Origin of the sequence: Pseudomonas sp. MWU13-2517 (assembly GCF_023242545.1) — a bacterium.
Classification (GTDB): domain Bacteria; phylum Pseudomonadota; class Gammaproteobacteria; order Pseudomonadales; family Pseudomonadaceae; genus Aquipseudomonas.
On the sequence record NZ_JALMFA010000012.1, the window covers coordinates 96,675 to 123,640 of the forward strand.

Annotated in this window: 21 protein-coding genes; 17 read left to right on the forward strand and 4 right to left on the reverse strand. The window is 60.9% G+C overall.

Annotation, left to right across the window (positions count from 1 at the left end):
* The first annotated feature begins 44 nt into the window (after nucleotides 1–44).
* From rnr to M5B97_RS18480, 13 genes are all read left to right on the forward strand, one after another.
* The gene (gene rnr / locus M5B97_RS18420; protein ID WP_248732258.1) at nucleotides 45–2,675 is read left to right on the forward strand and encodes a ribonuclease R; all 2,631 of its coding nucleotides are present in this window, start codon (nucleotides 45–47) and stop codon (nucleotides 2,673–2,675) included.
* The gene (gene rlmB / locus M5B97_RS18425) at nucleotides 2,672–3,421 is read left to right on the forward strand and encodes a 23S rRNA (guanosine(2251)-2'-O)-methyltransferase RlmB (protein ID WP_248732259.1); all 750 of its coding nucleotides are present in this window, start codon (nucleotides 2,672–2,674) and stop codon (nucleotides 3,419–3,421) included. The genes rnr and rlmB overlap by 4 nt, the downstream gene beginning before the upstream one ends.
* 209 nt (nucleotides 3,422–3,630) lie before the next feature.
* Nucleotides 3,631–4,053: a 30S ribosomal protein S6 gene (rpsF, locus tag M5B97_RS18430; RefSeq protein ID WP_003236224.1), complete on the forward strand. Its 423-nt coding sequence runs from the start codon at nucleotides 3,631–3,633 to the stop codon at nucleotides 4,051–4,053.
* 28 nt (nucleotides 4,054–4,081) lie between these two features.
* Nucleotides 4,082–4,312: a 30S ribosomal protein S18 gene (gene rpsR / locus M5B97_RS18435; protein WP_002551829.1), complete on the forward strand. Its 231-nt coding sequence runs from the start codon at nucleotides 4,082–4,084 to the stop codon at nucleotides 4,310–4,312.
* 36 nt (nucleotides 4,313–4,348) lie between these two features.
* Entirely contained in the window at nucleotides 4,349–5,242 is an 894-nt protein-coding gene (locus M5B97_RS18440; protein ID WP_123716110.1) for a hypothetical protein, read from the forward strand.
* An 18-nt stretch (nucleotides 5,243–5,260) separates the two neighbouring features.
* Nucleotides 5,261–5,707, forward strand: a complete 447-nt coding sequence (gene rplI, locus M5B97_RS18445) for a 50S ribosomal protein L9 (RefSeq protein WP_003171376.1) — start codon at nucleotides 5,261–5,263, stop codon at nucleotides 5,705–5,707.
* Between the two features lie 110 nt (nucleotides 5,708–5,817).
* Entirely contained in the window at nucleotides 5,818–7,215 is a 1,398-nt protein-coding gene (gene dnaB / locus M5B97_RS18450; RefSeq protein WP_034095616.1) for a replicative DNA helicase, read from the forward strand.
* A gap of 110 nt (nucleotides 7,216–7,325) precedes the next feature.
* Nucleotides 7,326–9,629: a YgiQ family radical SAM protein gene (locus M5B97_RS18455; protein WP_123716109.1), complete on the forward strand. Its 2,304-nt coding sequence runs from the start codon at nucleotides 7,326–7,328 to the stop codon at nucleotides 9,627–9,629.
* Between the two features lie 158 nt (nucleotides 9,630–9,787).
* Nucleotides 9,788–10,708: an NAD synthetase gene (locus M5B97_RS18460; protein ID WP_248732260.1), complete on the forward strand. Its 921-nt coding sequence runs from the start codon at nucleotides 9,788–9,790 to the stop codon at nucleotides 10,706–10,708.
* Nucleotides 10,705–11,154 carry a hypothetical protein gene (locus M5B97_RS18465; RefSeq protein WP_134660999.1) on the forward strand — a complete coding sequence of 150 codons (450 nt, stop codon included), beginning with the start codon at nucleotides 10,705–10,707 and terminating at the stop codon, nucleotides 11,152–11,154. Before M5B97_RS18460 ends, M5B97_RS18465 begins: the two co-directional genes overlap by 4 nt.
* A 188-nt stretch (nucleotides 11,155–11,342) precedes the next feature.
* Nucleotides 11,343–14,633 (forward strand): transglutaminase family protein, encoded by a 3,291-nt coding sequence (locus M5B97_RS18470; RefSeq protein WP_248732261.1) that lies wholly within the window; start codon nucleotides 11,343–11,345, stop codon nucleotides 14,631–14,633.
* A 182-nt stretch (nucleotides 14,634–14,815) separates the two neighbouring features.
* Complete coding sequence (locus M5B97_RS18475; protein ID WP_248732262.1) at nucleotides 14,816–17,302, forward strand: circularly permuted type 2 ATP-grasp protein; 2,487 nt, start codon at nucleotides 14,816–14,818, stop codon at nucleotides 17,300–17,302.
* Nucleotides 17,302–18,192, forward strand: coding sequence for a transglutaminase family protein (locus M5B97_RS18480; protein ID WP_123716104.1), 891 nt, complete (start codon nucleotides 17,302–17,304; stop codon nucleotides 18,190–18,192). Before M5B97_RS18475 ends, M5B97_RS18480 begins: the two co-directional genes overlap by 1 nt.
* A 43-nt stretch (nucleotides 18,193–18,235) precedes the next feature.
* Here the strand turns inward: M5B97_RS18480 and M5B97_RS18485 are convergent, their stop codons facing one another.
* On the reverse strand, nucleotides 18,236–18,418 hold the full coding sequence (locus M5B97_RS18485; RefSeq protein ID WP_134660994.1) for a hypothetical protein: 183 nt from the start codon (nucleotides 18,416–18,418) through the stop codon (nucleotides 18,236–18,238).
* Nucleotides 18,419–18,750: 332 nt separating this feature from the next.
* Between M5B97_RS18485 and azu the strand changes: the two genes are divergently transcribed.
* A complete protein-coding gene (gene azu / locus M5B97_RS18490; protein WP_123716102.1) occupies nucleotides 18,751–19,197 on the forward strand; it encodes an azurin in 447 nt (148 codons plus the stop codon).
* A 140-nt stretch (nucleotides 19,198–19,337) separates the two neighbouring features.
* On the opposite strand, the gene nadE is transcribed toward azu, so the two are convergent.
* The 3 genes from nadE to M5B97_RS18505 form a co-directional block, all read right to left on the reverse strand.
* Nucleotides 19,338–20,165, reverse strand: coding sequence for an ammonia-dependent NAD(+) synthetase (nadE, locus tag M5B97_RS18495; protein ID WP_123716101.1), 828 nt, complete (start codon nucleotides 20,163–20,165; stop codon nucleotides 19,338–19,340).
* 3 nt (nucleotides 20,166–20,168) lie between these two features.
* Nucleotides 20,169–21,383 (reverse strand): nicotinate phosphoribosyltransferase, encoded by a 1,215-nt coding sequence (gene pncB, locus M5B97_RS18500; protein WP_248732263.1) that lies wholly within the window; start codon nucleotides 21,381–21,383, stop codon nucleotides 20,169–20,171.
* Nucleotides 21,384–21,520: 137 nt separating this feature from the next.
* Entirely contained in the window at nucleotides 21,521–22,417 is an 897-nt protein-coding gene (locus M5B97_RS18505) for a LysR family transcriptional regulator (RefSeq protein ID WP_123716099.1), read from the reverse strand.
* Nucleotides 22,418–22,571: 154 nt separating this feature from the next.
* On the opposite strand from M5B97_RS18505, the gene M5B97_RS18510 reads away from it, so the two are divergent.
* From M5B97_RS18510 to M5B97_RS18520, 3 genes are all read left to right on the forward strand, one after another.
* The gene (locus M5B97_RS18510; protein WP_248732264.1) at nucleotides 22,572–24,062 is read left to right on the forward strand and encodes an aldehyde dehydrogenase family protein; all 1,491 of its coding nucleotides are present in this window, start codon (nucleotides 22,572–22,574) and stop codon (nucleotides 24,060–24,062) included.
* A 111-nt stretch (nucleotides 24,063–24,173) separates the two neighbouring features.
* Nucleotides 24,174–25,457 (forward strand): FAD-binding oxidoreductase, encoded by a 1,284-nt coding sequence (locus M5B97_RS18515; protein ID WP_248732265.1) that lies wholly within the window; start codon nucleotides 24,174–24,176, stop codon nucleotides 25,455–25,457.
* 374 nt (nucleotides 25,458–25,831) lie between these two features.
* Nucleotides 25,832–26,965 carry a branched-chain amino acid ABC transporter substrate-binding protein gene (locus M5B97_RS18520; RefSeq protein WP_123716294.1) on the forward strand — a complete coding sequence of 378 codons (1,134 nt, stop codon included), beginning with the start codon at nucleotides 25,832–25,834 and terminating at the stop codon, nucleotides 26,963–26,965.
* Nucleotide 26,966 lies beyond the last annotated feature (1 nt).

Below are 26,966 nucleotides of genomic sequence, written 5' to 3' on the forward strand. Positions count from 1 at the left end.
GTATGCCAAACTAACCCGCATATAGACAAGGTGAAAACTCTCTAATGGCCGATTGGCAATCCCTCGATCCCGAGGCCGCTCGTGAAGCGGAAAAATACGAAAACCCAATTCCTAGCCGCGAACTGATCCTGGCGCATCTCGCCGATCGGGGTTCGCCTGCTAGCCGCGAACAATTGGTTGAAGAATTCGGTCTGACCACCGAAGACCAACTCGAAGCCCTGCGCCGCCGCCTGCGCGCCATGGAGCGCGACGCACAACTGATCTACACCCGCCGTGGTACTTACGCGCCTGTGGACAAGCTCGACCTGATCCTCGGTCGTATCGCCGGTCACCGTGACGGTTTCGGCTTTCTGATCCCGGATGACGGCAGCGACGATCTGTTCATGAGCCCGGCGCAAATGCGCCTGGTGTTCGATGGCGACCGTGCCCTGGCCCGCGTATCCGGCCTGGACCGTCGCGGTCGTCGTGAGGGCGTGATCGTAGAAGTGGTGTCCCGTGGTCACGAGACCATCGTGGGGCGTTACTTCGAAGAAGGCGGTATCGGCTTTGTGGTGCCGGATAACCCCAAGGTCCAGCAGGAAGTGCTGATCACTCCGGGCCGTAATGCCAATGCCAAGGTCGGTCAGTTCGTCGAGGTGAAAATCACCCACTGGCCAACCCCGCGCTTCCAGCCGCAAGGTGATGTCATTGAAGTGGTCGGCAACTACATGGCGCCGGGCATGGAAATCGATGTCGCGCTGCGCACCTACGATATTCCTCACGTCTGGCCTGAAGCCGTCGTGAAAGAAGCCCGCAAGCTCAAGCCGGAAGTCGAAGAGAAGGACAAAGAGAAGCGCATCGACCTGCGCCACCTGCCGTTCGTCACTATCGACGGTGAAGATGCCCGCGACTTTGACGATGCGGTCTACTGCGAAGCCAAGCCTGGCAAGTTGCGCCTGTTTTCCGGCGGCTGGAAGTTGTATGTGGCGATTGCCGACGTTTCCAGCTACGTGAAGATCGGCTCTGCCCTGGACAACGAAGCCCAGGTGCGCGGTAACTCGGTGTACTTCCCTGAGCGCGTGATTCCGATGCTGCCCGAGGAGTTGTCCAACGGCCTGTGCTCGCTGAATCCGAAAGTCGACCGTTTGGCCATGGTGTGCGAGATGACCATCTCGAAAACCGGCGAAATGACCGATTACCAGTTCTACGAAGCGGTGATCCATTCCCAGGCGCGCCTGACCTACAACAAGGTCAGCACCATCCTGGAAGCGCCGAAGACCAGCGAAGCCAAGGCTCTGCGTACCGAATACGCAGGTGTTGTGCCGCACCTCAAGCAGCTGTATGCGCTGTACAAGGTATTGTTGGGCGCACGTCATACACGTGGCGCGATCGATTTTGAAACCCAGGAAACCCGGATTGTCTTCGGTTCCGAGCGCAAGATCGCCGCGATCACCCCGACCACCCGTAACGATGCGCACAAGCTGATCGAGGAATGCATGCTGGCGGCCAACGTGGCCACCGCTGAGTTCCTGAAGAAGCACGAAATCCCTGCGTTGTATCGTGTGCACGATGGTCCGCCACCTGAGCGTTTGGAAAAACTGCGCGCGTTCCTCGGCGAGCTCGGCCTGTCCCTGCACAAAGGCAAGGATGGCCCGACGCCGAAGGATTACCAGGCTCTGCTGGCCAGCATCAAGGATCGTCCGGATTACCATGTGATCCAGACTGTCATGCTGCGCTCCCTGAGCCAGGCGGTGTACAGCGCCGACAACCAGGGGCACTTCGGCCTGAATTACGAGGCGTACACCCACTTCACCTCGCCGATTCGCCGTTACCCGGACTTGTTGACGCACCGGGCGATCCGCAGCGTGATCCACTCCAAGCAGAACACCCCGCACGTCAAACGCGCTGGTGGCATGACCATTCCGAAGGCGCGGATCTATCCGTACGACGAAGCGGCCCTGGAACAGTTGGGCGAGCAGTGCTCCATGAGCGAGCGCCGTGCCGACGAAGCGACCCGCGACGTGGTGAACTGGCTCAAGTGCGAGTTCATGAAGGATCGCGTAGGCGAGTCGTTCCCAGGCGTGATCACGGCCGTGACCGGTTTTGGTTTGTTCGTCGAGTTGACCGACATCTACGTCGAGGGTCTGGTGCACGTAACCGCCTTGCCGGGTGACTACTATCACTTCGATCCGGTGCATCACCGCCTGGCAGGCGAGCGCACCGGTCGCAGCTTCCGTTTGGGCGACACCGTGGAAGTGCAGGTCATGCGCGTCGACCTCGACGAGCGCAAGATCGACTTCGGCATGTCCGACAAACCCGCCGAATCACCGGGCAACCATAAAAAGCGTGGCAGCGAAACCGCTACGCCAGCCTCCAAGGGCAAAAGCGCTCCTGCAAAAGCAGCAGAGCCTGAGCCGGCCAGGGCCGGTCGTCGTTCGTCCACCAAGGACAAGGCCGCCGAAGCCTACCGCCCAAGCGATGCCGCTGCGAAAAACGCTGAGCTGCGCAAGAGCCGTGAGTTGAAGCAGCAGTTGCTCAACGAAGCCAAAAATGGTGGTAAAGCGGCGTCTGGGGGAAAGTCCCGCGCGGCGGAAAATCCGTCAAGCAAACCGAGTAAACACCGTAAAGGCCCGCCTAAAGCGGGTTCGGCCCCCGCGAAAAGCGGCGGGTCGCGCAAACCTAAGGCCAAGTCATGAGTCTGGAAAAAATCTACGGCGTGCACGCCGTAGAAGCACTGCTGCGTCACCATCCCAAGCGCGTCAAGCAGGTATGGCTGGCAGAAGGCCGCAGCGAGCCGCGTGTGCAAGCGCTGGTCGAACTGGCCAACGAAAACCGCGTCGCCATCGGCCAGGCCGAACGTCGTGAAATGGATGCGTGGGTGGAAGGCGTTCACCAGGGTGTGGTTGCGGACGTCAGTCCGAGCCAGGTCTGGGGCGAAGCGATGCTTGATGAGCTGCTCGACCGTACTGAAGGCGCACCACTGCTGCTGGTGCTGGACGGCGTGACCGACCCGCACAACCTCGGTGCTTGCCTGCGCTCGGCGGATGCCGCCGGTGCGCTGGCGGTGATCGTGCCTAAAGACAAGTCGGCGACCCTGACGCCGGTGGTGCGTAAAGTCGCCTGTGGCGCGGCCGAAGTGATTCCGCTGGTGGCCGTGACCAACCTGGCGCGTACCCTGGAGAAACTCCAGCAGCGTGGCCTGTGGGTTGTGGGTACGGCAGGGGAGGCTGAGGTCAGCATTTATGACCAGGACCTCACCGGCCCGACTATCCTGATCATGGGCGCCGAAGGCAAGGGCATGCGCCGCCTCACCCGTGAGCACTGCGATTACCTGGTGCACCTGCCGATGGCTGGTAGCGTCAGCAGCCTCAACGTGTCGGTCGCCACCGGCGTGTGCCTGTTCGAAGCGCAGCGTCAGCGGTCCGCTACGCGAAAGCGCTGAGTTTCCAGCTCTAAGCTGCAAGTTTGAACGCTCGGTGGCATTACCACTTGTAGCGTGCAGCTTGCAGCTTCCCCCCTGCTCCTCTACTATTGCGCCCCTTGCCTTCCTGGCAGGCACCGATGTGCCTCTCTGCGGCAAGATCCATAAGTGTCATTCACTCCTTGTCTGACCGTTTTTGAGCGGCAGGCTACAACCCGTAAGGAGCATTCATGCGTCATTACGAAATCATCTTTTTGGTCCACCCGGATCAAAGCGAGCAAGTCGGCGGCATGGTTGAGCGTTACACCAAGCTGATCGAAGAAGACGGCGGCAAAATCCACCGTCTGGAAGATTGGGGCCGTCGTCAACTGGCCTACGCAATCAACAATGTTCACAAGGCTCACTACGTGATGCTGAACGTTGAGTGCACTGGCAAGGCCCTGGCCGAGCTGGAAGACAACTTCCGCTACAACGATGCAGTGATCCGTAACCTGGTCATCCGTCGCGAAGAAGCCGTTACCGGCCAATCCGAGATGCTCAAGGCTGAAGAAAACCGCAGTGAGCGCCGTGAGCGTCGCGACCGTCCTGAGCACGAAGGCGCTGATAGCGCTGATAGTGATGACAGCGACAACAGCGATAACGCTGACGAGTAATCCACGGACCTTTTAAGGAGCCTATCAAATGGCACGTTTCTTCCGTCGTCGTAAATTCTGCCGCTTCACCGCTGAAGACGTGAAAGAGATCGATTACAAAGATCTCAACACTCTGAAAGCCTACGTATCCGAGACCGGCAAAATCGTTCCAAGCCGTATCACCGGTACCAAAGCTCGTTATCAGCGTCAGCTGGCCACCGCTATCAAGCGCGCCCGCTTCCTGGCCCTGCTGGCCTACACCGACAGCCACGGCCGCTGAGACCGGGCAGTCGACAAGTAGTAAGGGATTGAATGCATGCGCGCCTTAGCTGAGTTCATCATGCGCGGCCGTGTGCAGGCCACTCTGGTAGTGGCTGGCTGTGCGGCATTGCCGTTGTTTTATTGGTTGGGTGCTGCTGCGGGTTGCCTTGTGCTCCTGCGGCGCGGTTTGAAGGACGCCGTTGGCGTTCTTGCCTTGGGATTGTTGCCGGCCTTGATCTGGTGGCTGCAATTCGGTGATCCACGGGTACTTCTGGTACTGCTGGGGTCATCGAGCCTTGCGTTGGTTTTACGCGCAAGCGAGTCCTGGGTCCGTACGCTGCTGGTCAGCGTGGCATTGGGTTTGGTGTACTCGGTGATGCTTGGCGCGGCTTTCCGCCCGCAGATCGAGGCGCTGGCGCAAGAGATCGTCAAGATCCTGCCGCTGGCCCTCGGGGATATCTACCAGCAATTGTCGGTAGATGAGCGAGCGCGGTTTGTGTCACTGATTGCTCCGGTCCTGACCGGCCTGATTGCGGCACTGTTGCAGGTTGTCAGCGTGATGAGCCTGATTCTTGGGCGTTACTGGCAGGCGTTGTTGTACAACCCGGGTGGTTTTGGTCGCGAATTCCGCAGTATCAGAATCCCGGCCGGGCCGGCGATGTTGCTGCTGGCGTGCATGGTTGTCGGGCCGAACTTCGGTCCTCAGATGGCCTTGCTTGCGCCGATTTGCAGCGTACCGCTGGTGTTTGCCGGACTGGCCTTGATCCATGGGCTGGTTGCGCGAAAGCGCCTGGCCAAGTTTTGGCTGGTGGGGTTGTACGTCACGTTGTTGCTGTTCATGCAGCTGATCTATCCGTTACTCGTGGTTTTGGCCATTGTCGACGGCCTGATTGATTTTCGCGGTCGTCTGGCGCCGAAAGACGCCGATAGCGCGAACGGTGAAGGTTAAAAGTTAGAGGATTTTCACATGCAACTGATCCTTCTGGAAAAAGTCGCCAACCTGGGCAACCTGGGCGACAAAGTGAACGTTAAGGCCGGCTACGGTCGTAACTACCTGCTGCCATACGGCAAAGCCACTGCTGCAACCGCTGCCAACCTGGCTGCGTTTGAAGAGCGTCGTGCTGAGCTGGAAAAAGCAGCAGCAGACAAAAAAGCTTCGGCTGAAACCCGCGCTGCCCAACTGGCTGAGCTGGAAGTGACTATCACTGCCACCGCTGGTGACGAAGGCAAGCTGTTCGGTTCGATCGGCACCCACGACATCGCTGATGCACTGACCGCCTCGGGCGTTGAAGTGCAGAAGAGCGAAGTTCGTCTGCCGAACGGCACCATCCGCAACGTAGGCGAATTCGACGTAGCCGTGCACCTGCACGCTGAAGTTGAAGCCACCGTACGCGTTGTCGTGGTAGCAGCTTAAGTCGCACCTAACTGGCTGGCACCTCGTGTGCCAGACGGTTAACATCGGGCACGATCCTGTTTACAGGTCGTGCCTTTTGTTTTTCTACACACCCCCAATTCCAAGTGGCCATGAACGATATTTCAGCTCCCGAGCAATACGATCTGCAAACCGCTGCCCTGAAGGTGCCGCCGCATTCCATCGAGGCCGAACAGGCCGTGCTCGGTGGCTTGATGCTGGACAACAACGCCTGGGAACGCGTGCTGGATCAGGTTTCGGACGGCGATTTCTATCGGCATGACCACCGCCTGATTTTCCGCGCCATCGCCAAGCTGGCCGACCAGAACTCGCCGATCGACGTGGTGACCCTGGCCGAGCAACTCGACAAGGAAGGCCAGACCTCCCAGGTCGGCGGTCTCGGTTACCTGGGAGAGCTTGCGAAAAATACGCCGTCCGTCGCCAACATCAAGGCCTATGCCCAGATCGTTCGCCAACGGGCCACTCTGCGTCAGTTGATCGGTATCAGCACCGAAATCGCCGACAGCGCCTTCAACCCCGAAGGGCGCACGGCCGAAGAAATTCTTGATGAGGCCGAGCGCCAGATCTTCCAGATCGCTGAAGCGCGGCCCAAAACCGGCGGGCCGGTAGGCGTCAACGAGCTGTTGACCAAGGCCATCGACCGCATCGACACCCTGTTCAACACCGATGCCGCCATTACCGGTATTTCCACCGGCTACACCGACCTCGACGAGAAAACCAGCGGCCTGCAACCGGCCGACTTGATCATCGTCGCCGGCCGTCCGTCGATGGGTAAGACCACCTTCGCGATGAACCTGGTGGAAAACGCCGTATTGCGCAGTGACAAGACGGTATTGGTGTACTCCCTCGAGATGCCTGGCGAATCGCTGATCATGCGTATGCTCTCGTCACTGGGGCGCATCGACCAGACCAAGGTGCGTTCCGGCCAACTGGAAGACGATGACTGGCCGCGCCTGACCTCGGCGGTCAACCTGCTCAACGACCGCAAGCTGTTCATCGATGACACCGCCGGCATCAGCCCGTCGGAAATGCGCGCGCGTACCCGCCGCCTGGTGCGTGAGCACGGTGACATCGCGCTGATCATGATCGACTACCTGCAGTTGATGCAGATCCCGGGCTCCAGCGGCGACAACCGTACCAACGAGATTTCCGAAATCTCCCGATCCTTGAAAGCCCTGGCCAAGGAATTCAACTGCCCGGTAGTGGCGCTGTCCCAGCTCAACCGCTCCCTGGAGCAACGCCCCAACAAGCGTCCGGTGAACTCCGACTTGCGGGAATCCGGAGCGATCGAGCAGGACGCCGACGTAATCATGTTCGTGTATCGCGATGAGGTGTATCACCCCGAGACCGAACACAAAGGCATCGCCGAAATCATTATCGGCAAGCAGCGGAACGGCCCCATCGGTTTCATCCGGTTGGCCTTCATCGGCAAGTACACGCGTTTCGAGAATCTGGCGCCGGGTAGTTACAACTTCGACGACGACGAGTAAGCCCTCTGCTCAATTCCGACCGTTATCGTCGGAATTGGTCAAAATTTGTGCTATATTCCGCGCCCGCGATTTCTCATCTCAGTTTTTTCATCTCAACACCGGTCATCGTCATGCAAACAGCCAAGCCGTTATTTGACTATCCCAAGTACTGGGCCGAGTGTTTCGGTCCAGCGCCGTTCCTGCCGATGAGCAGGGAGGAGATGGATCAGCTTGGCTGGGATTCCTGCGACATCATCATCGTCACCGGTGATGCCTACGTTGACCATCCGTCGTTCGGCATGGCGATCATCGGCCGGCTGCTGGAGTCCCAGGGCTTTCGCGTCGGGATCATTGCCCAGCCGAACTGGCAGTCCAAAGACGACTTCATGAAGCTCGGCGAGCCGAACCTGTTCTTCGGCGTCGCGGCCGGCAACATGGACTCGATGATCAACCGCTACACCGCCGACAAGAAAATCCGCTCCGACGACGCCTACACCCCCGGCGGCATGGCCGGCAAGCGCCCGGACCGCGCGAGCCTGGTGTACAGCCAGCGTTGCAAGGAAGCCTACAAGCACGTGCCGATCGTGCTCGGCGGCATTGAAGCCTCCCTGCGCCGGATCGCCCACTACGACTATTGGCAGGACCGGGTGCGCAACTCGATCCTGATCGACGCCAGCGCCGACATCCTGCTGTACGGCAACGCCGAGCGGGCCATCGTCGAGGTTGCCCAGCGCCTGTCGTGGGGGCACAAGATCGAAGACATCACCGATGTGCGCGGCACCGCGTTCATACGCCGTGACACGCCTGCCGGCTGGTACGAAGTGGACTCCACGCGTATCGATCGTCCGGGCAAGATCGACAAGATCATCAACCCGTACGTGAATACCCAGGACACCCAGGCCTGCGCCATCGAGCAGGAAAAGGGGCCCGTTGAAGATCCGTCGGAAGCCAAGGTCGTGCAGATCCTGGCCAGCCCGAAGATGACCCGCGACAAGACCGTGATCCGCCTGCCCTCGGTGGAAAAGGTACGCAATGACGCCGTGCTCTACGCCCATGCCAACCGCGTGCTGCACCTGGAAACCAACCCGGGCAACGCCCGCGCCCTGGTGCAGAAGCACGGTGAAGTGGACGTGTGGTTCAACCCGCCGCCCATACCGATGACCACCGAAGAAATGGATTACGTGTTCGGCATGCCTTACGCACGTATTCCGCACCCGGCGTATGGCAAGGAAAAAATCCCGGCCTACGACATGATCCGTTTCTCGGTGAACATCATGCGGGGCTGCTTCGGCGGCTGCACGTTCTGCTCGATCACCGAGCATGAAGGTCGCATCATCCAGAACCGTTCCGAAGAGTCGATCATTCGCGAGATCGAAGAGATCCGCGACAAGGTTCCGGGTTTTACCGGGGTCATCTCCGACCTCGGCGGCCCGACCGCGAACATGTACCGGATTGCCTGCAAGAGCCCGGAAATCGAATCTGCGTGCCGCAAGCCATCGTGCGTGTTCCCGGGCATCTGCCCGAACCTGAACACCGACCACTCGTCGTTGATCCAGCTGTATCGCAGCGCCCGTGCATTGCCGGGTGTGAAGAAGATCCTGATCGCTTCCGGCCTGCGCTATGACCTGGCCGTGGAGTCGCCGGAGTATGTGAAAGAGTTGGTCACGCACCACGTCGGTGGCTACCTCAAGATTGCTCCGGAACACACCGAGGAAGGCCCGCTCAACCAGATGATGAAGCCGGGCATCGGCAGCTATGACAAGTTCAAGCGCATGTTCGAGAAGTACACCAAGGAAGCGGGCAAGGAGCAGTACCTGATTCCTTACTTCATCGCGGCTCACCCCGGCACCACTGATGAAGACATGATGAACCTGGCCCTGTGGCTCAAGGGCAACGGCTTCCGTGCCGACCAGGTGCAGGCGTTCTACCCGTCGCCGATGGCCACCGCCACGGCGATGTACCACTCGGGCAAGAACCCGCTGCGCAAGGTCACCTACAAGAGCGATGCGGTGACCATCGTCAAGAGCGAGGAGCAGCGCCGTCTGCACAAGGCGTTCCTGCGCTATCACGACCCTAAAGGCTGGCCGATGCTGCGTGAGGCATTGACCCGCATGGGCCGTGCCGACCTGATCGGGCCGGGCAAGGACCAATTGATTCCGCTGCACCAGCCGTCCACCGACAGCTACCAGAGTGCCCGTCGCAAGAACTCGACACCGGCAGGCAGCCACAAGGTCGCCAAGGAAACCACCACCCGGATCCTCACCCAGCACACCGGCCTGCCACCCCGTGGCAGCGACGGCAGCAACCCGTGGGACAAGCGCGAGCAAGCCAAGGCCGCGGCCCAGGCGCGCAACAAGCAGGCCGCCAAGGAACGCACCGATGCGGCCAAGGGCAAAGGCAAGAAGCCTGCCCGCAAGCCGGTCGTGCCGCGTTGATCGCCGCCTGAAACGCAACACGCCAGCCGAGTGCTGGCGTTTTGCTTTCTAGCGGGTAGGTAACCTGTTTGTTAAGGTGGCGGCCGTTAAATCGCCTTTGCGGGCTTGCTCGCGAAAGCGCCAGTTCAGTCTCCACCCATTTCAAGGAAGAACACCCCATGGGCAGCCCCCTGGCCGGTATCGGCACGGACTCGAACCGCTCGCAGTTCATGGCGCGCCAGCGCATTGAAAGCCAGATGAACCTGCCGCGCCTGTTTGCCGCCATCGACGCCGACCCCGGTATTGTGGGGGCGGGTGTGGTGTATATCGATGCCGACTTCAATGTCGTCACCCTGCGCGAATTCCAGCCCATCTGCAGCATCGCACCCAAGCGTGTGATCCTGCGTGAGGCGCAGAAGTACATCGCGCCAACGCAATTCGCCCAGCAGGTGCAAGACAACCCACGTGAGTCCCGATTAGTGGACGAAGCGGTCAATACCACGCTGTCGTGTGGTGGCGCGGTCATCGGTTGGATTGTGGTGCTTAGTGGCTCCGTCGCGGTCCCGTTTTCGGCAGGGGCCAGTTCGGTGGTCGTGGCGCTCGGCTACACAGCCGCGGCAGCCAGTTCAGTGCAGTGTTTTGCCAGCGGCTATCGCACGGTCAATGAGATCCGCAACCCCGCGCGCAACGATCAGCTCGACAGTGAGGAGTGGTACCAATACACCATGATTGCCCTGGATGCGGCGTCTTTGGTTGGGGTGGGTTCATCGGCGTTGGCAACGGTCAAGCTGGTGCGGCTGAATAAGGCCGCTACCGGAAAAAGTGTGAGAGAGGTACTCAGGGGGCTGAACCGACAGGAACGCGCCAAATTGACCAAAGAACTGCTGAGCATCAACGACCCACGCCTGACGTCCAAGATGCTCAAGTTGAAGCAGTTGTCGGGTGAGTTGCCCAAGCGGTTCACGCCTACCGAGGTCAGGCATGCAACCGTTACGGCGATCAAGGATGCCGTGGGCGCGACCGTCGGTTTTACCGGCAGTGCGGTGTCAGGGAACGTGCGCACGATCGCCGTAGGGCTGTATGAGGAGATCAAAGAATGAACGAGCTGCCCAGCATTCGCAGTTTTCTGTCGACGTATTTTCCGGTCTTCATGGGGGCGATATTTGCCTGCATTTTCACCCTCGTGCTTGCGGTTCCGGTGTTCTTCGACAGCTATATGCCAAGCTTGTCCATGGCAGATAACGCCAAGTACTCCTTCCTGCTGGGTATCGCGCTCACGCTAGTGATTGTTCACTGCAATTTCATGATTGCACGCGGGCGTCCCCAATGGACGTGGCCGTTGGTGGTGCTTTTGGGGGTGTGCTTTGTGGGTGTATTGCCAACCCTCAATGATCAACCGAACGGGGTGATGTATTCCTTGAGTCTGTTGTTGCCATTGCTTGGGCTATTGCTGCTCAACAGCAAACGCCACCGCGAAATGCGTCAGAAACTGATCGAAGTCCGCCGCCTGCGCCAGGCCATGATTGCCCGACACAAACACCGTTGACTGGGTAGATTCACCACCCCACCCTCACACGTATGCCACAAATATGTGCGAGCCTCGCACCACGTCACCACCCCTGGCGCCGTTTTGGTGCTGTACTGCACCGGGTCTTACGATAAAGCGCAATGGCTGCCGCTCTGGCATAAGTCTTGCGCGCGTTGTTTCCATGCCCTGGCTCGCAGGAGGCCGCCGTGTCGATTCATGTCGCGTTGCACCACGTTACGCATTACCGCTACGAGCGGGCTGTCGAACTCGGCCCGCAGATCGTACGTTTGCGCCCCGCAGCCCACAGCCGCACGCGGATATTGTCCTATGCGTTGAAAGTGCTGCCCGAGCAGCATTTCATCAATTGGCAGCAGGACCCCCAGGGCAATTACCTGGCGCGCCTGGTGTTTCCGGAAAAAACTGACGAGCTGCGTATCGAAGTCGATCTGGTCGCCGAAATGGCGGTGTTTAACCCGTTCGACTTTTTCCTCGAGCCCTACGCCGAAAAAATCCCGTTCGCCTACGCCGCCGATGAGCAGCGCGAACTGGCGCCGTACCTGGAAACCCTGCCGCTGACGCCGACGTTTGCCGCCTACCTGGCCGGCATCGACCGTACGCCATTGCCGGCAGTGGACTTCCTGGTAGGGCTCAATCAGCGCCTGGCTGCCGATATTGCTTACCTGATCCGTATGGAACCCGGCGTGCAGACGCCGGAGTTCACCCTGGAAAACGCCTCCGGTTCATGCCGCGACTCGGCCTGGCTGCTGGTGCAATTGCTGCGCAACCTCGGGTTGGCGGCGCGATTTGTGTCCGGCTACCTGATCCAGCTGACTGCCGACGTCAAAGCCCTGGACGGCCCGTCCGGCACCGAAGTGGACTTCACCGACCTGCATGCCTGGTGCGAAGTGTATTTGCCCGGTGCGGGATGGATCGGCCTGGATGCCACTTCCGGTCTGTTTGCCGGTGAGGGGCATATCCCTTTGGCTTGCAGTCCCGATCCATCCTCTGCCGCGCCGATCAGTGGGTTGGTGGAACCCTGCGAGTGCGAATTCACCCATGAAATGTCGGTGGAGCGCATCTGGGAAGCGCCACGGGTGACCAAGCCCTACACCGAAGAGCAGTGGCTGGCGATCCAGGCTCTGGGCCGGCAGATCGACAGTGACCTGCTCAAGGATGACGTGCGCCTGACCATGGGCGGCGAACCGACTTTCGTCTCCATCGACGACCCCGACGGTGCCGAGTGGAACACCGCCGCCCTGGGGCCGGATAAGCGACGCTTGTCCGCCGAGCTGTTCCAGCGCATGCGCAAGCACTACGCGCCGCAGGGCCTCGTGCATTTCGGCCAGGGCAAGTGGTACCCCGGCGAGCAATTGCCGCGCTGGTCGCTCAACTGCTACTGGCGCCGCGACGGTGTGCCGATCTGGCACAACACTGCCCTGATCGCCGATGAGCAAGAGGACTATGGCGCTGATGACGCAATGGCCGGGCGCTTCCTGGCCAGCGTCGCCGAGCGACTCAAGTTACCCACCCGTTTCGTGTTCCCGGCCTTCGAGGACAATTTCTACTACCTGTGGCGCGAGGGCGCGCTGCCGCAAAACGTCACCGCCCAGGACTCGCGCCTGGGCGACGAGCTGGAGCGCGAACGCCTGCGCAAGGTATTCGGCCAGGGCCTGGATAAAGTCATCGGCCACGTGCTGCCGCTGGCGCGCACGGCGGCCAATGATCGTTGGCAGAGCGGGCGCTGGTACTTGCGTGATAATCACTGCCGGCTCGTGCCGGGGGATTCGCCGCTCGGCTATCGCCTGCCATTGGCGTCGCAGCCATGGGTGAGTGCGGCGGAGTATCCGTTCGTGCATCCGACTGACCCGAATCAGGATCAACCTGAGCTGCCGTCCCATGGGCAGCTGCAGAGTCTCGGCGAACCCGCCCCCAGCGCCGAGCGCGTGCCTAACGTGGATGAGTCCGCCGATTGGCTGACCCGCACCGCACTGTGTGCTGAAGCGCGGGGAGGGCGCCTGTATCTGTTCATGCCGCCGCTGGAACGCGTCGAGGATTACCTGGCGCTGGTGGCCGTCATCGAAACCACCGCCGAAGAGCTGCATTGCCCGGTCCTGCTGGAAGGCTACGAGCCACCGTTTGACATGCGCCTGAGCAACTTTCGTATCACGCCGGACCCGGGTGTGATCGAGGTCAACGTGCAACCGTCCGCCACCTGGGACGAGTTGGTGGAGCGCACCGAATTCCTCTACGAAGAAGCGCGGCAAACCCGCCTGACCACCGAAAAGTTCATGATCGACGGGCGCCATACTGGTACCGGGGGCGGTAATCACTTTGTGTTGGGGGGCGCGACGCCCAAGGATTCACCGTTCCTGCGCCGGCCTGATCTGCTGCGCAGCCTGATCAGCTACTGGCACAACCATCCGTCGCTGTCCTACCTGTTTTCCGGGCTGTTTATCGGCCCGACCTCCCAGGCGCCGCGGGTGGACGAGGCGCGTAACGATGCTCTCTATGAGCTGGAGATCGCTTTTGCGCAAATGCCTGCGCCGGGCGAAGAGTGCCCGCCGTGGTTGGTCGATCGCCTGCTGCGCAACCTGCTGATCGACGTGACGGGTAACACCCATCGCGCGGAATTCTGCATCGACAAGCTCTATTCGCCCGACGGTGCCACTGGCCGGCTGGGCCTGCTGGAACTGCGTGCCTTTGAAATGCCGCCCCATGCGCGCATGAGCCTGACCCAGCAATTGCTGTTGCGTGCACTGGTCGCACGTTTCTGGCGCGAACCCTATGCGCCGCCGAAGCTGGCGCGTTGGGGCACTGAGCTGCACGACCGTTTCCTGCTGCCGCACTTTATCGAGCAGGACTTTGCCGATGTGATCGTCGAGCTGAATGCCGCCGGTTATCCGCTGCGTGCCGAATGGTTTGCGGCGCACCTGGAGTTTCGTTTCCCCAAAGTCGGCGACTACGCGGTCGGTGGCATCGAGCTGGAACTGCGCCAGGCCCTCGAACCCTGGCACGTGCTGGGTGAAGAGGGCGCGGTGGGCGGCACGGTGCGCTACGTGGATTCGTCTTTGGAACGTCTGCAAGTGAAGCTCAACGGGCTGCCGCCGCAACGCTACCTGCTGACCTGCAACGGCATCCCGGTGCCGCTGCAAGCCACCGGGCGGGTGGGTGAGTTTGTCGCCGGCGTGCGCTACCGCGCCTGGCAACCGGCCAACTGCCTGCAACCGACGATCCCGGTGCATGCACCGCTGGTGTTCGACGTGCTCGACACCTGGATGCAGCGCTCCCTGGGCGGTTGCCAGTATCACGTGGCCCATCCGGGCGGGCGTAATTACGACAGCTTGCCGGTGAATGCCAATGAAGCCGAGAGCCGGCGCATGGCGCGGTTTTTCCGTTTGGGGCATAGTCCCGGAAAGCTCCCTGTACCTTCTCTGGTGATTAACGACGAGTTGCCCATGACCTTGGACCTGAGACGCTTCCCCCATAAAAATGACTGACGCCGATCAACGATGAGAACACGCTTCCGTGGCGAGGGAGCTTGCTCCCGCTGGAGTGCGAAGCGCTCCCTGGATCTCTGGGACCGCTACGCAGCCCAGCGGGAGCAAGCTCCCTCGCCACACAGTGCTTGTCCACATTAGACTGCGGTGACTTTGACCTTCCTTGCCCTGCCGAGCGTTCCATGTCCGATTTGCTCGACCGTTACCCGCTGACTGCGGGCACTTATCACGAACTGCTGGACGACAGCGGCACGGTGCGCGCCCATTGGCAGCGCCTGCTCGACCACTTGCAACGCAGTACGCCCGCGCAACTGGCCCAGCGTCAGGCGCTGTTGACCCGGCAGATCCAGGAAAACGGCGTGACCTACAACGTCTATGCCGACCCCAAGGGCGCCGACCGCCCGTGGGAACTGGATTTGCTGCCCCATGTGCTGGCTGCCGATGAATGGCAGCACCTTGCTGCGGGAATCGCCCAGCGTGCGCGCTTGCTCAATGCCGTGCTGGCCGACCTCTACGGCCCGCAACGCTTGATCAAGGAGGGCCTGCTGCCGGCCGAGCTGGTGTTCGGGCATAACAACTTCCTATGGCCGTGCCAGGGTATCCAGCCGCCGGAGGGCGCTTTTCTGCACCTGTATGCCGTGGACCTGGCGCGCACACCGGATGGGCGCTGGTGGGTCACCGCCGACCGGACCCAGGCGCCGTCGGGGGCGGGTTACGCGTTGGAAAACCGCACCATCGTGTCCCGTGCCTTCCCCGACTTGTACCGCGATCTGCAAGTGCAGCACCTCACCGGTTTCTTCCGCACCCTGCAGGAAACCTTGGCTCGACAGGCGCCTGGCGATGACCAACCGCCGCTGGTCGTGCTACTCACCCCTGGGCGATTCAACGAAAGTTATTTCGAACACCTCTACCTCGCACGCCAATTGGGTTACCCGCTGGTGGAGGGTGGCGACCTGACCGTGCGCGACAGCACGGTCTTCCTCAAAACCCTGAGTGGCCTGCGTCGGGTGCACGCGATCATGCGCCGGCTGGATGACGACTTCTGCGACCCGCTGGAGTTGCGCACCGACTCGGCTCTCGGCGTGCCCGGCCTGCTGGATGCCGTGCGCCAGGGCAACGTGCTGGTGGCCAATGCCTTGGGCAGCGGTGTGTTGGAATCCCCGGGTCTGCTCGGTTTCCTGCCGAAGATCAACGAGTTCCTGTTTGGCGAGGAACTGATCCTGCCGTCCATCGCCACCTGGTGGTGCGGTGAGGGGCCGGTGCTTGCAAAAGCCTTGGAAAAACTTCCGGAGCTGCTGATCAAACCGGCGTTTCCTTCGCAAAGTTTCACCCCGGTATTCGGTCGCGACTTGAACGACGAACAACGCGAGGCCCTGGCCGAACGCATGCGTGCGCGTCCCTACGCCTATGTCGCCCAGGAGCTGGCGCAACTGTCCCAGGCACCGGTGTGGCATACCGTGGATGACCATCTGCAACATCGTGCCATTGGCATGCGTGTGTACGCCGTGGCGAGTGATGAAGGCTATCGTGTGCTGCCTGGCGGGCTGACCCGCGTAGCGGCCGAGGCGGATGCCGAAGTGGTGTCGATGCAACGCGGTGGCGCCAGTAAAGACACCTGGGTGCTCGGCGAACGTGCCGCGGGTGGCGAGCATTGGCGTGCGCAACGGGCAATCGGCGTGCATGACCTGGTGCGCCGCGACCCTTATCTGCCGTCACGGGTGGTGGAGAACCTGTTCTGGTTTGGCCGTTATTGCGAGCGCTGTGATAACAGCGCGCGCTGGCTGCGCATCGTGTTGGCGCGGTATGTCGACGGCGACGACCCTCGGGCGTTGCAGGCGGCGGTCGAGCTGGGTGACAGCCTGCGCTTGCTGCCGGAGGAGGGTGAGTTACCTGAGCGCCTGTTGGCAGCCTTGCTCGGCGATGACTGGCCGTCGAGCCTGCGGGCCAATCTGCAGCGTTTGCAATGGGCGGCGTCCCAGGTGCGCGGTAAGTTGTCCCGGGAAAACTGGCAGGCGCTGGTGGAGCTGCAGCGCGAAGCCCTGGAGTTGGAAAGCGAAGTGCCGGATTTCGGCGAGTTGCTGGACTTCCTCAATCGTCTGGTGATGTCGCTGGCGGCGCTGTCCGGGTTTGCCCTGGACGATATGACCCGCGACGAAGGCTGGCGCTTCTTGATGATGGGGCGGCGTATCGAACGCCTGCAATTTCTCAGCGGCAGCCTCGCGGCGTTCCTGCGTGGCATGGCGGTCTTCGATCAGGCGGGGTTGGAGTGGTTGTTGGAACTGGGTAACAGCAGCATCACCTACCGTTCTCGCTACCTGGCGGTACCGCAGTTGATCCCGGTGCTCGACTTGCTGCTGCTGGATGAGCAGAACCCCCATGCCGTGCTGTTCCAGCTCAAATTGGTGAGCCGGACCCTGCGCCGCCTCAATGATGACTTCGGGGTGCCGCGAGAACTCGGCCTTGGGCCGTTGGTGGAGCGCCTGACGCGTTTCGACTTGGGCTGCCTGGAGAACCCGCTGTTCGGCGAGTCCAGTGTACGCGCCGCGTTGGACGGCCTGGCCGACCTGCTGCAAGCGGTGGCCGATGAGAGTGGGCAGGTGTCGGATCGCCTGGCGTTGCGTCACTTCGCCCATGTGGATGATGTCAGCCAACAGACGGTGTCGGTGTGATGAGTGCGCGCTACCAGATTTTCCATGATACCCATTACCACTATGACAGCCCGGTGTCCCTGGCCCAGCAACTGGCACATCTATGGCCTCGGCCCTGTGCCTGGCAGCGCTGCAGCTTGCAGCAACTGGACATCAGCCCGCAGCCATCCTCGCGGCGTGATGAGCTGGACGTGTTCGGCAACCCGATCACCCGTCTTGCGTTTGAACGGCCTCATGACGAGTTGCTGGTGAACGCAGGGCTGACCGTGGAGGTGCTGGCGCGGCCGGCGCTGGACTTTCAGCAGTCGCCGGCCTGGGACCAGACCCGTGACAGCCTGACCTACAGCAGCCAGCCGATGTCGGCACAACTGATCGAAGCCTGCCGCTATCGCTTTGAATCGCCTTACGTGCACTTGAAGAAAACCTTCGTTGAGTTCTCCGAAAGCTGTTTCCCCCCAGGTACGCCATTATTGTTGGGGGCGCGAGCGCTGATGGAGAAGATCTTCAGTGAGTTCACGTTCGATGCCGAAGCCACCCAGGTCGCCACACCGCTGGTGGAAGTGCTGGAGCGCCGTCGCGGTGTCTGCCAGGACTTCGCGCACCTGATGCTCGCCTGCCTGCGTTCGCGTGGCCTGGCGGCGCGCTACATCAGCGGCTACCTGCTCACCCAGCCGCCGCCTGGTCAGCCACGCCTGATCGGCGCCGATGCGTCCCATGCCTGGGTTTCGGTGTATTGCCCGGTGTCGGGCTGGGTGGATTTCGATCCGACGAATAATGTGCAGCCGGCACTGGAGCACATCACCCTGGCCTGGGGCCGGGACTTTTCCGATGTGTCGCCGTTGCGAGGGGTGATTCTGGGAGGAGGGAGCCATGACCCGGAAGTGCGGGTGACGGTGATGCCGCTGGAGTAGCAGATTGTGGTGAGCCGGGCGGGCCTGCTCACCACAAAGGAATTTATTCAGCCGGATCTTTTGGTGTTTCAGACGCGTCGTTCGTCTCTTCAGTATCCACATCCTGGTTCAGACCGTCGGTCTCTCCTTCTGCAGCGGCTTTCTTGCGTTGCAGTTTTTCCTCTTTCTTCTGCTCCTTGGCCAGGTCTCTCTGACGTTTGGCGAAGGAGTAATTAGGTTTGGCCATGGGCGATCCTCTAGGGTCGAAGGTGAGGGTGGCGGCGTGCAGCTGCCTTGGGTTGCCATGGTATCAGCTTAGCAGCGCGCTTGGCCTTCACTTACCGCAGGCGTAGGCAGCGAACAGGCCGTTGAAGAGTTGGTTGAGGTGCATGGCTCGGACTCCAGTGGGTGATGGGCCGATCATAGTCAGCGTGTGGCACTTTGGCTGGTTGATTGTGTCGATAAGTCTGATAGCCTAAAGTTGTATACAATTTGTTGACTCAGGTCATACACATTTCTGCCTGCTTGAGGCACCCTTGTCGCAATACGCGTTTTTTAAACCCTGCCTTGGAGATTCACATGTTTGCCAAACTCGTTGCTGTTTCCCTGCTGACTCTGGCGAGCGGCCAGTTGCTTGCTGCAGAGTGCAAGGTCACCGTCGACTCCACTGATCAGATGTCCTTTAACACCAAGGCCATTGAAATCGACAAAAGCTGCAAGACGTTCACCGTGGAACTGACCCACTCCGGCAACTTGCCGAAAAACGTCATGGGCCATAACTGGGTGCTGAGTTCGGCTGCCGACATGCCTGGCGTTGCCAGCGACGGCATGGCCGCCGGTATCGACAAGAACTACCTGAAAGACGGCGACACCCGCATCATCGCCCACACCAAGATCATCGGTGCCGGCGAGAAAGACTCGGTGACGTTCGACGTGTCGAAGCTGGCGGCGGGTACTGATTACGCGTTCTTCTGCTCGTTCCCAGGCCACATCTCGATGATGAAAGGCACTGTGACCGTCAAGTAACACCGCGTTATCGTTATTTATTTGCGAGCAAGCCCGCTCCCACACCTGACCGAGTTCCAGCATGAGAACGCGGCCAAATGTGGGAGCGGGCTTGCTCGCGAATGCGCTCTGACAACCTCTAGGAGACTGTCTGGTTCACCTCACGGCGCAAACGGCATGACCCGCTTGTGCTCGGTTTTGCGATAGGTGTCGCAGATGATCTTGAACGCTTCCTCGCGTACCGGCTCACCGTGCAGGAACGCATCGATCTCGGCGTACGTCACCCCGTGGGACGCCTCGTCCGGCTTGCCCGGCGACAGGTCTTCCAGGTCGGCAGTCGGAACCTTCTCCACCAACGACTCCGGCGCGCCAAAGTGGCGTGCAATCGCTCGTACCTGATTTTTCACCAGCCCGCTCAACGGTGCCAAATCACAGGCCCCGTCACCGAACTTAGTGAAAAAGCCCATTACCGCTTCTGCCGCATGGTCGGTGCCAATCACCAGGCCACCTGCCGCGCCGGCGATGGTGTATTGCGCCACCATCCGCATGCGTGCCTTGGTATTGCCCAGCACGAAATCGCGGGACACCGCCGCCTTGCCTTCAAACGCCGCCACTTCATTGGCCAGGGCTTTCACCGCCGGGCCGATGTTCACGGTGTGGCGCTCATCCGGCTCGATAAAGTCCACCGAAGCCTGGGCATCGAGTTCGTCGAACTGGGTTTCGTAAGGCAGGCGCACGGCGATAAAGCGGTAGGCCTCGTCACCGGTGGTGGCGCGCAGTTCCTTCATGGCGCGCTGGGCCAACAGGCCTGCGGTCAGGGAGTCGACGCCGCCGCTGATACCCAGCACCAACGTCTTGAGCCCGGAATTGCGCAGGCAATCCTGGATAAAAGCCACGCGGCGAGCCACTTCGGCCTCAAGGGCGGCCTGGTCTTTGAACGGCGCTTGGACCTTGAGCTGCTGCGCAATCTCACGCTGTACGGCTTGCATGATTCACTCCTTGCTGGATAGGGCAGGTACTTTGAAAACGTGACGCAAATAGGCGACGAAGTTCGGATCGGTGCAATGAGTCTTGCCCGCTTCATCAGAGATTTTCGCGACGGGCTGGCCATTGCAGGCCGTCATTTTAAGCACGATGCTCATCGGCTCAACCCCTGGAATATCACAGGTCAGGTTGGTGCCGATGCCGAAGCTCACATTGATCCGACCTCGCAGCGCCCGGAATATCTCCAGGGCCTTGGGCAGTGTCAGGCTGTCGGAGAACACCAGGGTCTTGCTCATCGGCTCGATACCGAGCTTGTGGTAGTGGGCGATGGCTTTCTCGGCCCATTGCACAGGGTCGCCGGAATCGTGGCGCAGGCCATCGAACAGCTTGGCGAAATACAAATCGAAGTCGCTGAGGAACGCGTCGGTGGTGATGCAATCGGTCAGGGCGATGCCCAATAGACCACGGTATTCGCGGACCCAGCAGTCGAGCGCGGCGATCTGGCTGTCGATCAGGCGCGGGCCCAGTTGCTGGTGCGCCATGATCCACTCATGGGCCATGGTGCCCAACGGTTTCATGCCCAGCTCCCGGGCCAGGTGCACGTTGCTGGTGCCGACGAATCGACCGGGGAAGTCGTGCTTGAGCACATTGACCACTTCTTCCTGCACCCGGTACGAGAAGCGTCGGCGCGTGCCGAAGTCGGCCACTTGCAACTCCGACAGCTCGTCGCTGCTGGCGTTGTCGGTGAGCCAGTCGAATTTGCGATACAACTGCTCGCGGGCCTGTTCGAGGATCACGGTCTGGTAGCGATAGCGGTTACGCACTTCGCTGACGATGGCCAGCATCGGCACTTCAAACAGGATCACGTGCAGCCACGGCCCGCGCAGGCGGATGAACAACTCGCCGTTCTCGATGCCGGTCTGCACGTAACGCAGGTTGAAGCGGAATAGCCCGAGAAAGCGCAAAAAATCCGGCTTCATGAAGCTGATGCGCTCCAGGAAGCCTAGTTGGTCCTGGCTCAGGCTCAGTTCGGCGAGACGCTCGATCTGGTAGCGGATTTCCGCCAGGTACGGGCGCAGGTCTTCGCTGTTACGGCAACGGAATTCCCATTCAACTTCCACGTTTGGGTAGTTGTGCAGCACCGCCTGCATCATGGTCAGCTTGTAGAAGTCGGTGTCGAGCAGGTTCTGCACGATGCGATCGGCAAACACACTCTCGCTCATTATGGGAGTCTCCAAATGGGTCGGCGATGGGCGCCGGCCTTTACGCTCTATTAAGGAATGGCACTAGTGGCGCATAGACCCGTGGGGTTTTGCCAGTCATTTTTTTGCCAAGGCCACTGGCTTGCAGGCGACGTGCCTCAAACTGATTCGACTTGCTCCATCATCCACTTCACAAACTCGCGGACTTTCGGCACCTCCGCCGAATGCTCCGGATAGGCCAGGTAATACGCATCCTGGCTTGGCATTGCATGCTGCCAGGGAATTACCAGCTTGCCCTCGGCCAATTCCTCCTCCACCAGAAAACGCGGCAGCAGCGCCACGCCACAACCCACCTGCGCCGCACGAATGCACATATAGAACGTGTCGAAACGTGGCCCATGGTAGCTGTGTTCGGTCTGGTAGCCCTGGCTGGCGAACCAGTCGTGCCAGCCCTGGGGGCGTGAGGCGTTTTGCAGCAGGACCAGCTCGCTCAGTTGGGTGGGATCGCTGAACGGTTTGGCCGGCAGGCTCTCCGGCGCGCACACCGGTACCAGTTCCTCGCTGAACAGTCTCAGGCTCTCGGTGCCGGGGCGTGAGCCCTGGCCGAAGTAGAAGGCCATGTCGGCCTTGCCTTGCAGCAGTTCATCGGGGTCCTGTTCGTTGCACAGGTCGAGGTGGATCTGCGGATGGCGCAGCCGCCAACCCTTCAGGCGTGGCACCAGCCAGCGTGCGCCGAAGGTGTAGGGCGTGGATACGCGCAACACCTCGGTCTCGCCGCCGTAGGAGCGCAGGTAGTGGGTGGACATCTCCACCTGCGTAAGGATCTTGCGCACTTCCACCAGGTACAGATCCCCCGCCGGCGTCATCTGCAGGCGGCGGCGCACGCGGCGGAACAGCAGGTGTTGCAGCAGTTCTTCCAACTGCGCCACTTGCTTGCTCACCGCGCTCTGCGTGAGGTTCAACTCCTCCGCCGCGCGGGTAAAGCTCAAATGGCGGGTGGCGGCTTCGAAACACTGCAGGGCGGTGATCGAGGGCAAATGTCTTTTGTTCAGCACGGCGTGCCTCTTTTTATGCTTTGCATGAATAAACGGAATGATATCTCGCCTAATCGTCGTTTGTTGGCAAGTCTTGGGCCAGCTACAAATAAGCTCTGGATCGCCGTGCTGGCCGCGGCGCGAATTTTCTGTTTGCAGATTGAAGGAGCGACCCATGGTTGCCGCATTGCTTGACCGTCTCGGGGTAAACCCGGCGTTGTACCAGTCGGGTAAACAACCCGTGCATTCGCCGATCGATGGCAGCCGTATCGGCAGCGTGCATTGGGAAGGTGCCGCCGAGGTAGAGCAACAGGTCAGTCGCGCCGAGCATGCATTCGAAGCCTGGCGCAAGGTGCCGGCCCCGCGGCGTGGCGAGCTGGTGCGCCAGTTCGGTGATGTGCTGCGCGAATACAAGGCCGACCTGGGCGAGCTGGTGTCGTGGGAGGCGGGCAAGATCACCCAGGAAGGCTTGGGTGAAGTGCAGGAGATGATCGATATCTGCGATTTCGCCGTCGGCCTGTCCCGCCAGTTGTATGGCTTGACCATCGCCTCCGAGCGCCCCGGCCACCACATGCGGGAAACCTGGCACCCGCTGGGCGTGGTCGGTGTGATCAGCGCGTTCAACTTCCCGGTGGCCGTGTGGGCGTGGAACACGGCGCTGGCGCTGGTGTGCGGTAACGCGGTGATCTGGAAACCGTCGGAAAAGACCCCGCTCACCGCCCTGGCCTGCCAGGCGCTGTTCGAGCGCGTACTGAAGAATTTCAGCGATGCACCGCCGTACCTGAGCCAAGTCATCATCGGCGGCCGCGATGCTGGCGTCGCGCTGGTGGATGACCCGCGTGTAGCACTGATCAGCGCCACCGGCAGCACCCGCATGGGCCGCGAAGTGGCACCCAAAGTCGCCGCGCGGTTTGCCCGCAGCATCCTCGAACTGGGCGGTAACAACGCCATGATCCTCGGCCCGAGCGCCGACCTGGACATGGCCGTGCGTGCCATCCTGTTCAGCGCCGTCGGCACCGCCGGGCAGCGTTGCACCACCTTGCGTCGCCTGATCGCCCATGAGTCGGTCAAGGAAGAAATCGTCACCCGTCTCAAGGCCGCCTACTCCAAAGTGCGCATTGGCCACCCGCTGGAAGGCAACCTGATCGGGCCGCTGATCGACAAGCACGGTTTTGAGAATATGCAGGACGCCCTGGAGCAGGCCCTGAGTGAGGGCGGCAAGGTATTCGGCGGCAAGCGTCAGTTGGAAGACAAATTCCCCAACGCCTATTACGTGTCGCCCGCCATCGTGGAAATGCCCGAGCAAAGCGACGTGGTGTGCACCGAAACCTTCGCGCCGATCCTGTATGTGATCGGCTACAGCGACTTCAACGAGGCCCTGCGCCTGAACAACGCCGTGCCGCAAGGGTTGTCCTCGTGCATCTTCACCACTGACGTGCGCGAAGCTGAGCAGTTCATGTCGGCGGTGGGCAGTGACTGCGGCATCGCCAACGTCAACATCGGCCCGAGCGGCGCGGAAATCGGCGGCGCGTTTGGCGGTGAGAAAGAGACCGGTGGCGGGCGCGAATCGGGTTCGGATGCCTGGCGCGGGTACATGCGCCGCCAGACCAACACCGTCAACTACTCGCTGGAGTTGCCGCTGGCCCAAGGCGTCACTTTCGACTGACCCCTGTCGAAACGCGGTTAAAAATGTGGGAGCGGGCCCGCTCCCACATTGATTGGTTTACCAGGTCGAAACTGAATTCAGTTGTTTGTTAGGTCTCATCGGAGTCTGGCAATGGCACTACGCGAAGCATGTTTGTGGGAACACCTCACGCCCGGCCGGCCCGATCGCGCTGCGCTCAGCGGCGAACTCAAGGTGGATGTGTGCGTAATCGGCGCCGGGATCACAGGGTTGTCGGCTGCCGTTCACTTGCTGGAGCAGGGCAAAAGTGTCGCCGTACTGGAAGCTCATCGCACCGGCCACGGCGGTTCGGGGCGTAACGTCGGGCTGGTCAACGCCGGCATGTGGATCCCGCCGGACGAGATCGAAGCCGGTTTCGGCGAAGCGGTGGGCAGCCAGCTCAACCGCATGTTGGGCGCGGCGCCGTCCCTGGTATTCAGTCTGGTCGACAAATACAACATCGATTGCCAATTGCGCCGTGAAGGCACCTTGCACATGGCGCACAACGCTCGTGGTGAGGCGGATTTGCGCAGTCGTGAAGAACAATGGAAGCGCCGTGGCGCGCCGGTCGAGTTGCTCACCGGGCAGGCTTGCGAACAGGCCACGGGCACCCGCAAGATCGCCGCCGCGCTGCTGGATCGACGTGCCGGCACCTTGAACCCAATGGCCTACACCACGGGATTGGCGAATGCCGCGGTGGGCCTGGGTGGGCAGCTGTTTGACCATTCTCCGGTCACCCGGCTTGAGCGCCAGGGCGCGCAGTGGTCCGTGCAGACCGCGCAAGGCGCTGTGCAGGCGGCACAGGTGGTGATCGCGTCCAATGCCTACACCGAGGGTGAATGGACCGAGCTGCGCCGCAACTTTTTCCCCGGTTATTACTACCAGGTCGCTTCGGCCCCGCTGACGGACGACGTCGCCCAACAAATCCTCCCCGGTGGGCAGGGCTCTTGGGATACGCGGCAGGTGCTCAGCAGCATCCGTCGCGATGCCGACGGGCGCCTGTTGCTCGGCAGCCTGGGCAACGGCAGTCAGAAACCGACGTGGTTCCTCAAGGCGTGGGCCGATCGGGTGCAGCAGCACTACTTCCCGTACCTCAAATCGGTGCAGTGGGAATACACCTGGACCGGCTGCATTGCCTTCACCCCGGACCATTTGATGCGGCTGTTCGAGCCTGCCCCGGGCCTGGTGGCCGTCACGGGCTATAACGGGCGTGGCGTGACCACCGGCAGCGTGGTCGGCAAGGCGTTCGCCGACTACCTGTGTCACCAGAATCCCCAGGCGTTGCCGATTCCCTTTGCACCGATGCAACCGTTGGCCGGGGTGGGCCTGCGCAGTTGCCTGTATGAAGCCGGATTCTCGCTGTATCACGCGGGGCAATGCCTAAGGATCGTGATCTGATCGGCGAGATACCTGTCAAAAGCCTGCATTTTCTTAGCAGGCTACCCATCTGTATTGGTGCAAGTCGTAGCAATCGCGCACTGTAAATGTGCAGTTCCGTTACGCACGTTGTTACAGCTGTAGGAACTGTCGTTTATCGGTCTGGTTGCAGGTGCGACCTGCTTGGGTTGTACTTTTTCGCTGCAAAGGTTGCACCTCCTCAAGCTAGACGGTTGCACGTCCTGGCGAAAGGAGCCGAAACGCCCGCAATAACAATGACACCGTGTCTTTTTGAAGAATAAAAACGTAATGGCACGCGCCTTGCTCTGGGCTTTAAGTGGAAAGTTTGAATGCAAGTTGTCGTGCCAAAAATCAAAAATATCGGAGCACCACTCATGTCCCAGACGTTTTACAAGAAAGGTTTTCTGGCTCTCGCCGTCGCAGCGGCGCTGGGTGTTTCTACGTTTGTTCAAGCTGATGTGAAGATTGGCGTGGCCGGCCCGATGACGGGCGCCAACGCAGCTTTCGGTGAGCAGTACATGAAGGGTGCCCAGGCGGCGGCCGATGTCATCAACAAGGCCGGCGGTATCAACGGCGAGCAGATCAAGCTGGTAGCCGGTGATGACGCGTGTGAGCCCAAGCAGGCCGTGGCCGTTGCCAACCGCCTGGCTGACCAGGACAAAGTGATCGGCGTGGTCGGGCACTTCTGCTCGTCCAACACCATCCCGGCATCCGAGGTCTACGACGAAGCGGGCATCATCGCGATTACCCCAGGCTCCACCAACCCACAAGTGACCGAACGCGGCCTGGGCGCCATGTTCCGTATGTGCGGGCGGGACGACCAGCAAGGTATCGTCGCCGGCGATTACATCGTCGACGTGCTCAAGGGCAAGAAAGTCGCCGTCATCAACGACAAGGACACCTACGGCAAAGGCCTGGCCGACGCCACCGCTGCCCAGTTGACCAAGCGCGGCGTGAAGCCTGTGCTGGAAGAAGGTCTGACCCGTGGCGAGAAAGACTTCAGCGCCCTGGTCACCAAGATCCGCTCCCTGGACGCCGACGTTGTGTACTTCGGCGGCCTGCACCCGGAAGCCGGTCCTTTGGTTCGTCAGATTCGTGAAGCGGGCCTCAAAGCCAAGTTCATGTCCGATGACGGCGTAGTGACAGACGAACTGGCGAAAACGGCCGGCGGCAACCAGTACGTAGACGGTGTCCTCATGACGTTCGGCGCCGACCCGCGCTTGCTGCCTGACAGCAAAGCCGTGGTGGATGAGTTCCGTAAGGCCGGTTATGAGCCGGAAGGCTACACCCTGTACGCCTACGCCTCGATCCAGGCCCTGGCCGCCGGCTTCAACGGTGCCAAGTCCAACAAGGGCGAAGACGCCGCCAAATGGCTCAAGGCTCACCCGGTGAAAACCGTCATGGGCGAAAAAGCCTGGGATGCCAAGGGCGACCTGAAAGTCTCCGACTACGTGGTTTACGAGTGGGATAAAGACGGCAAATACCATCAGTTGGAAAAGCAGAAGTAAG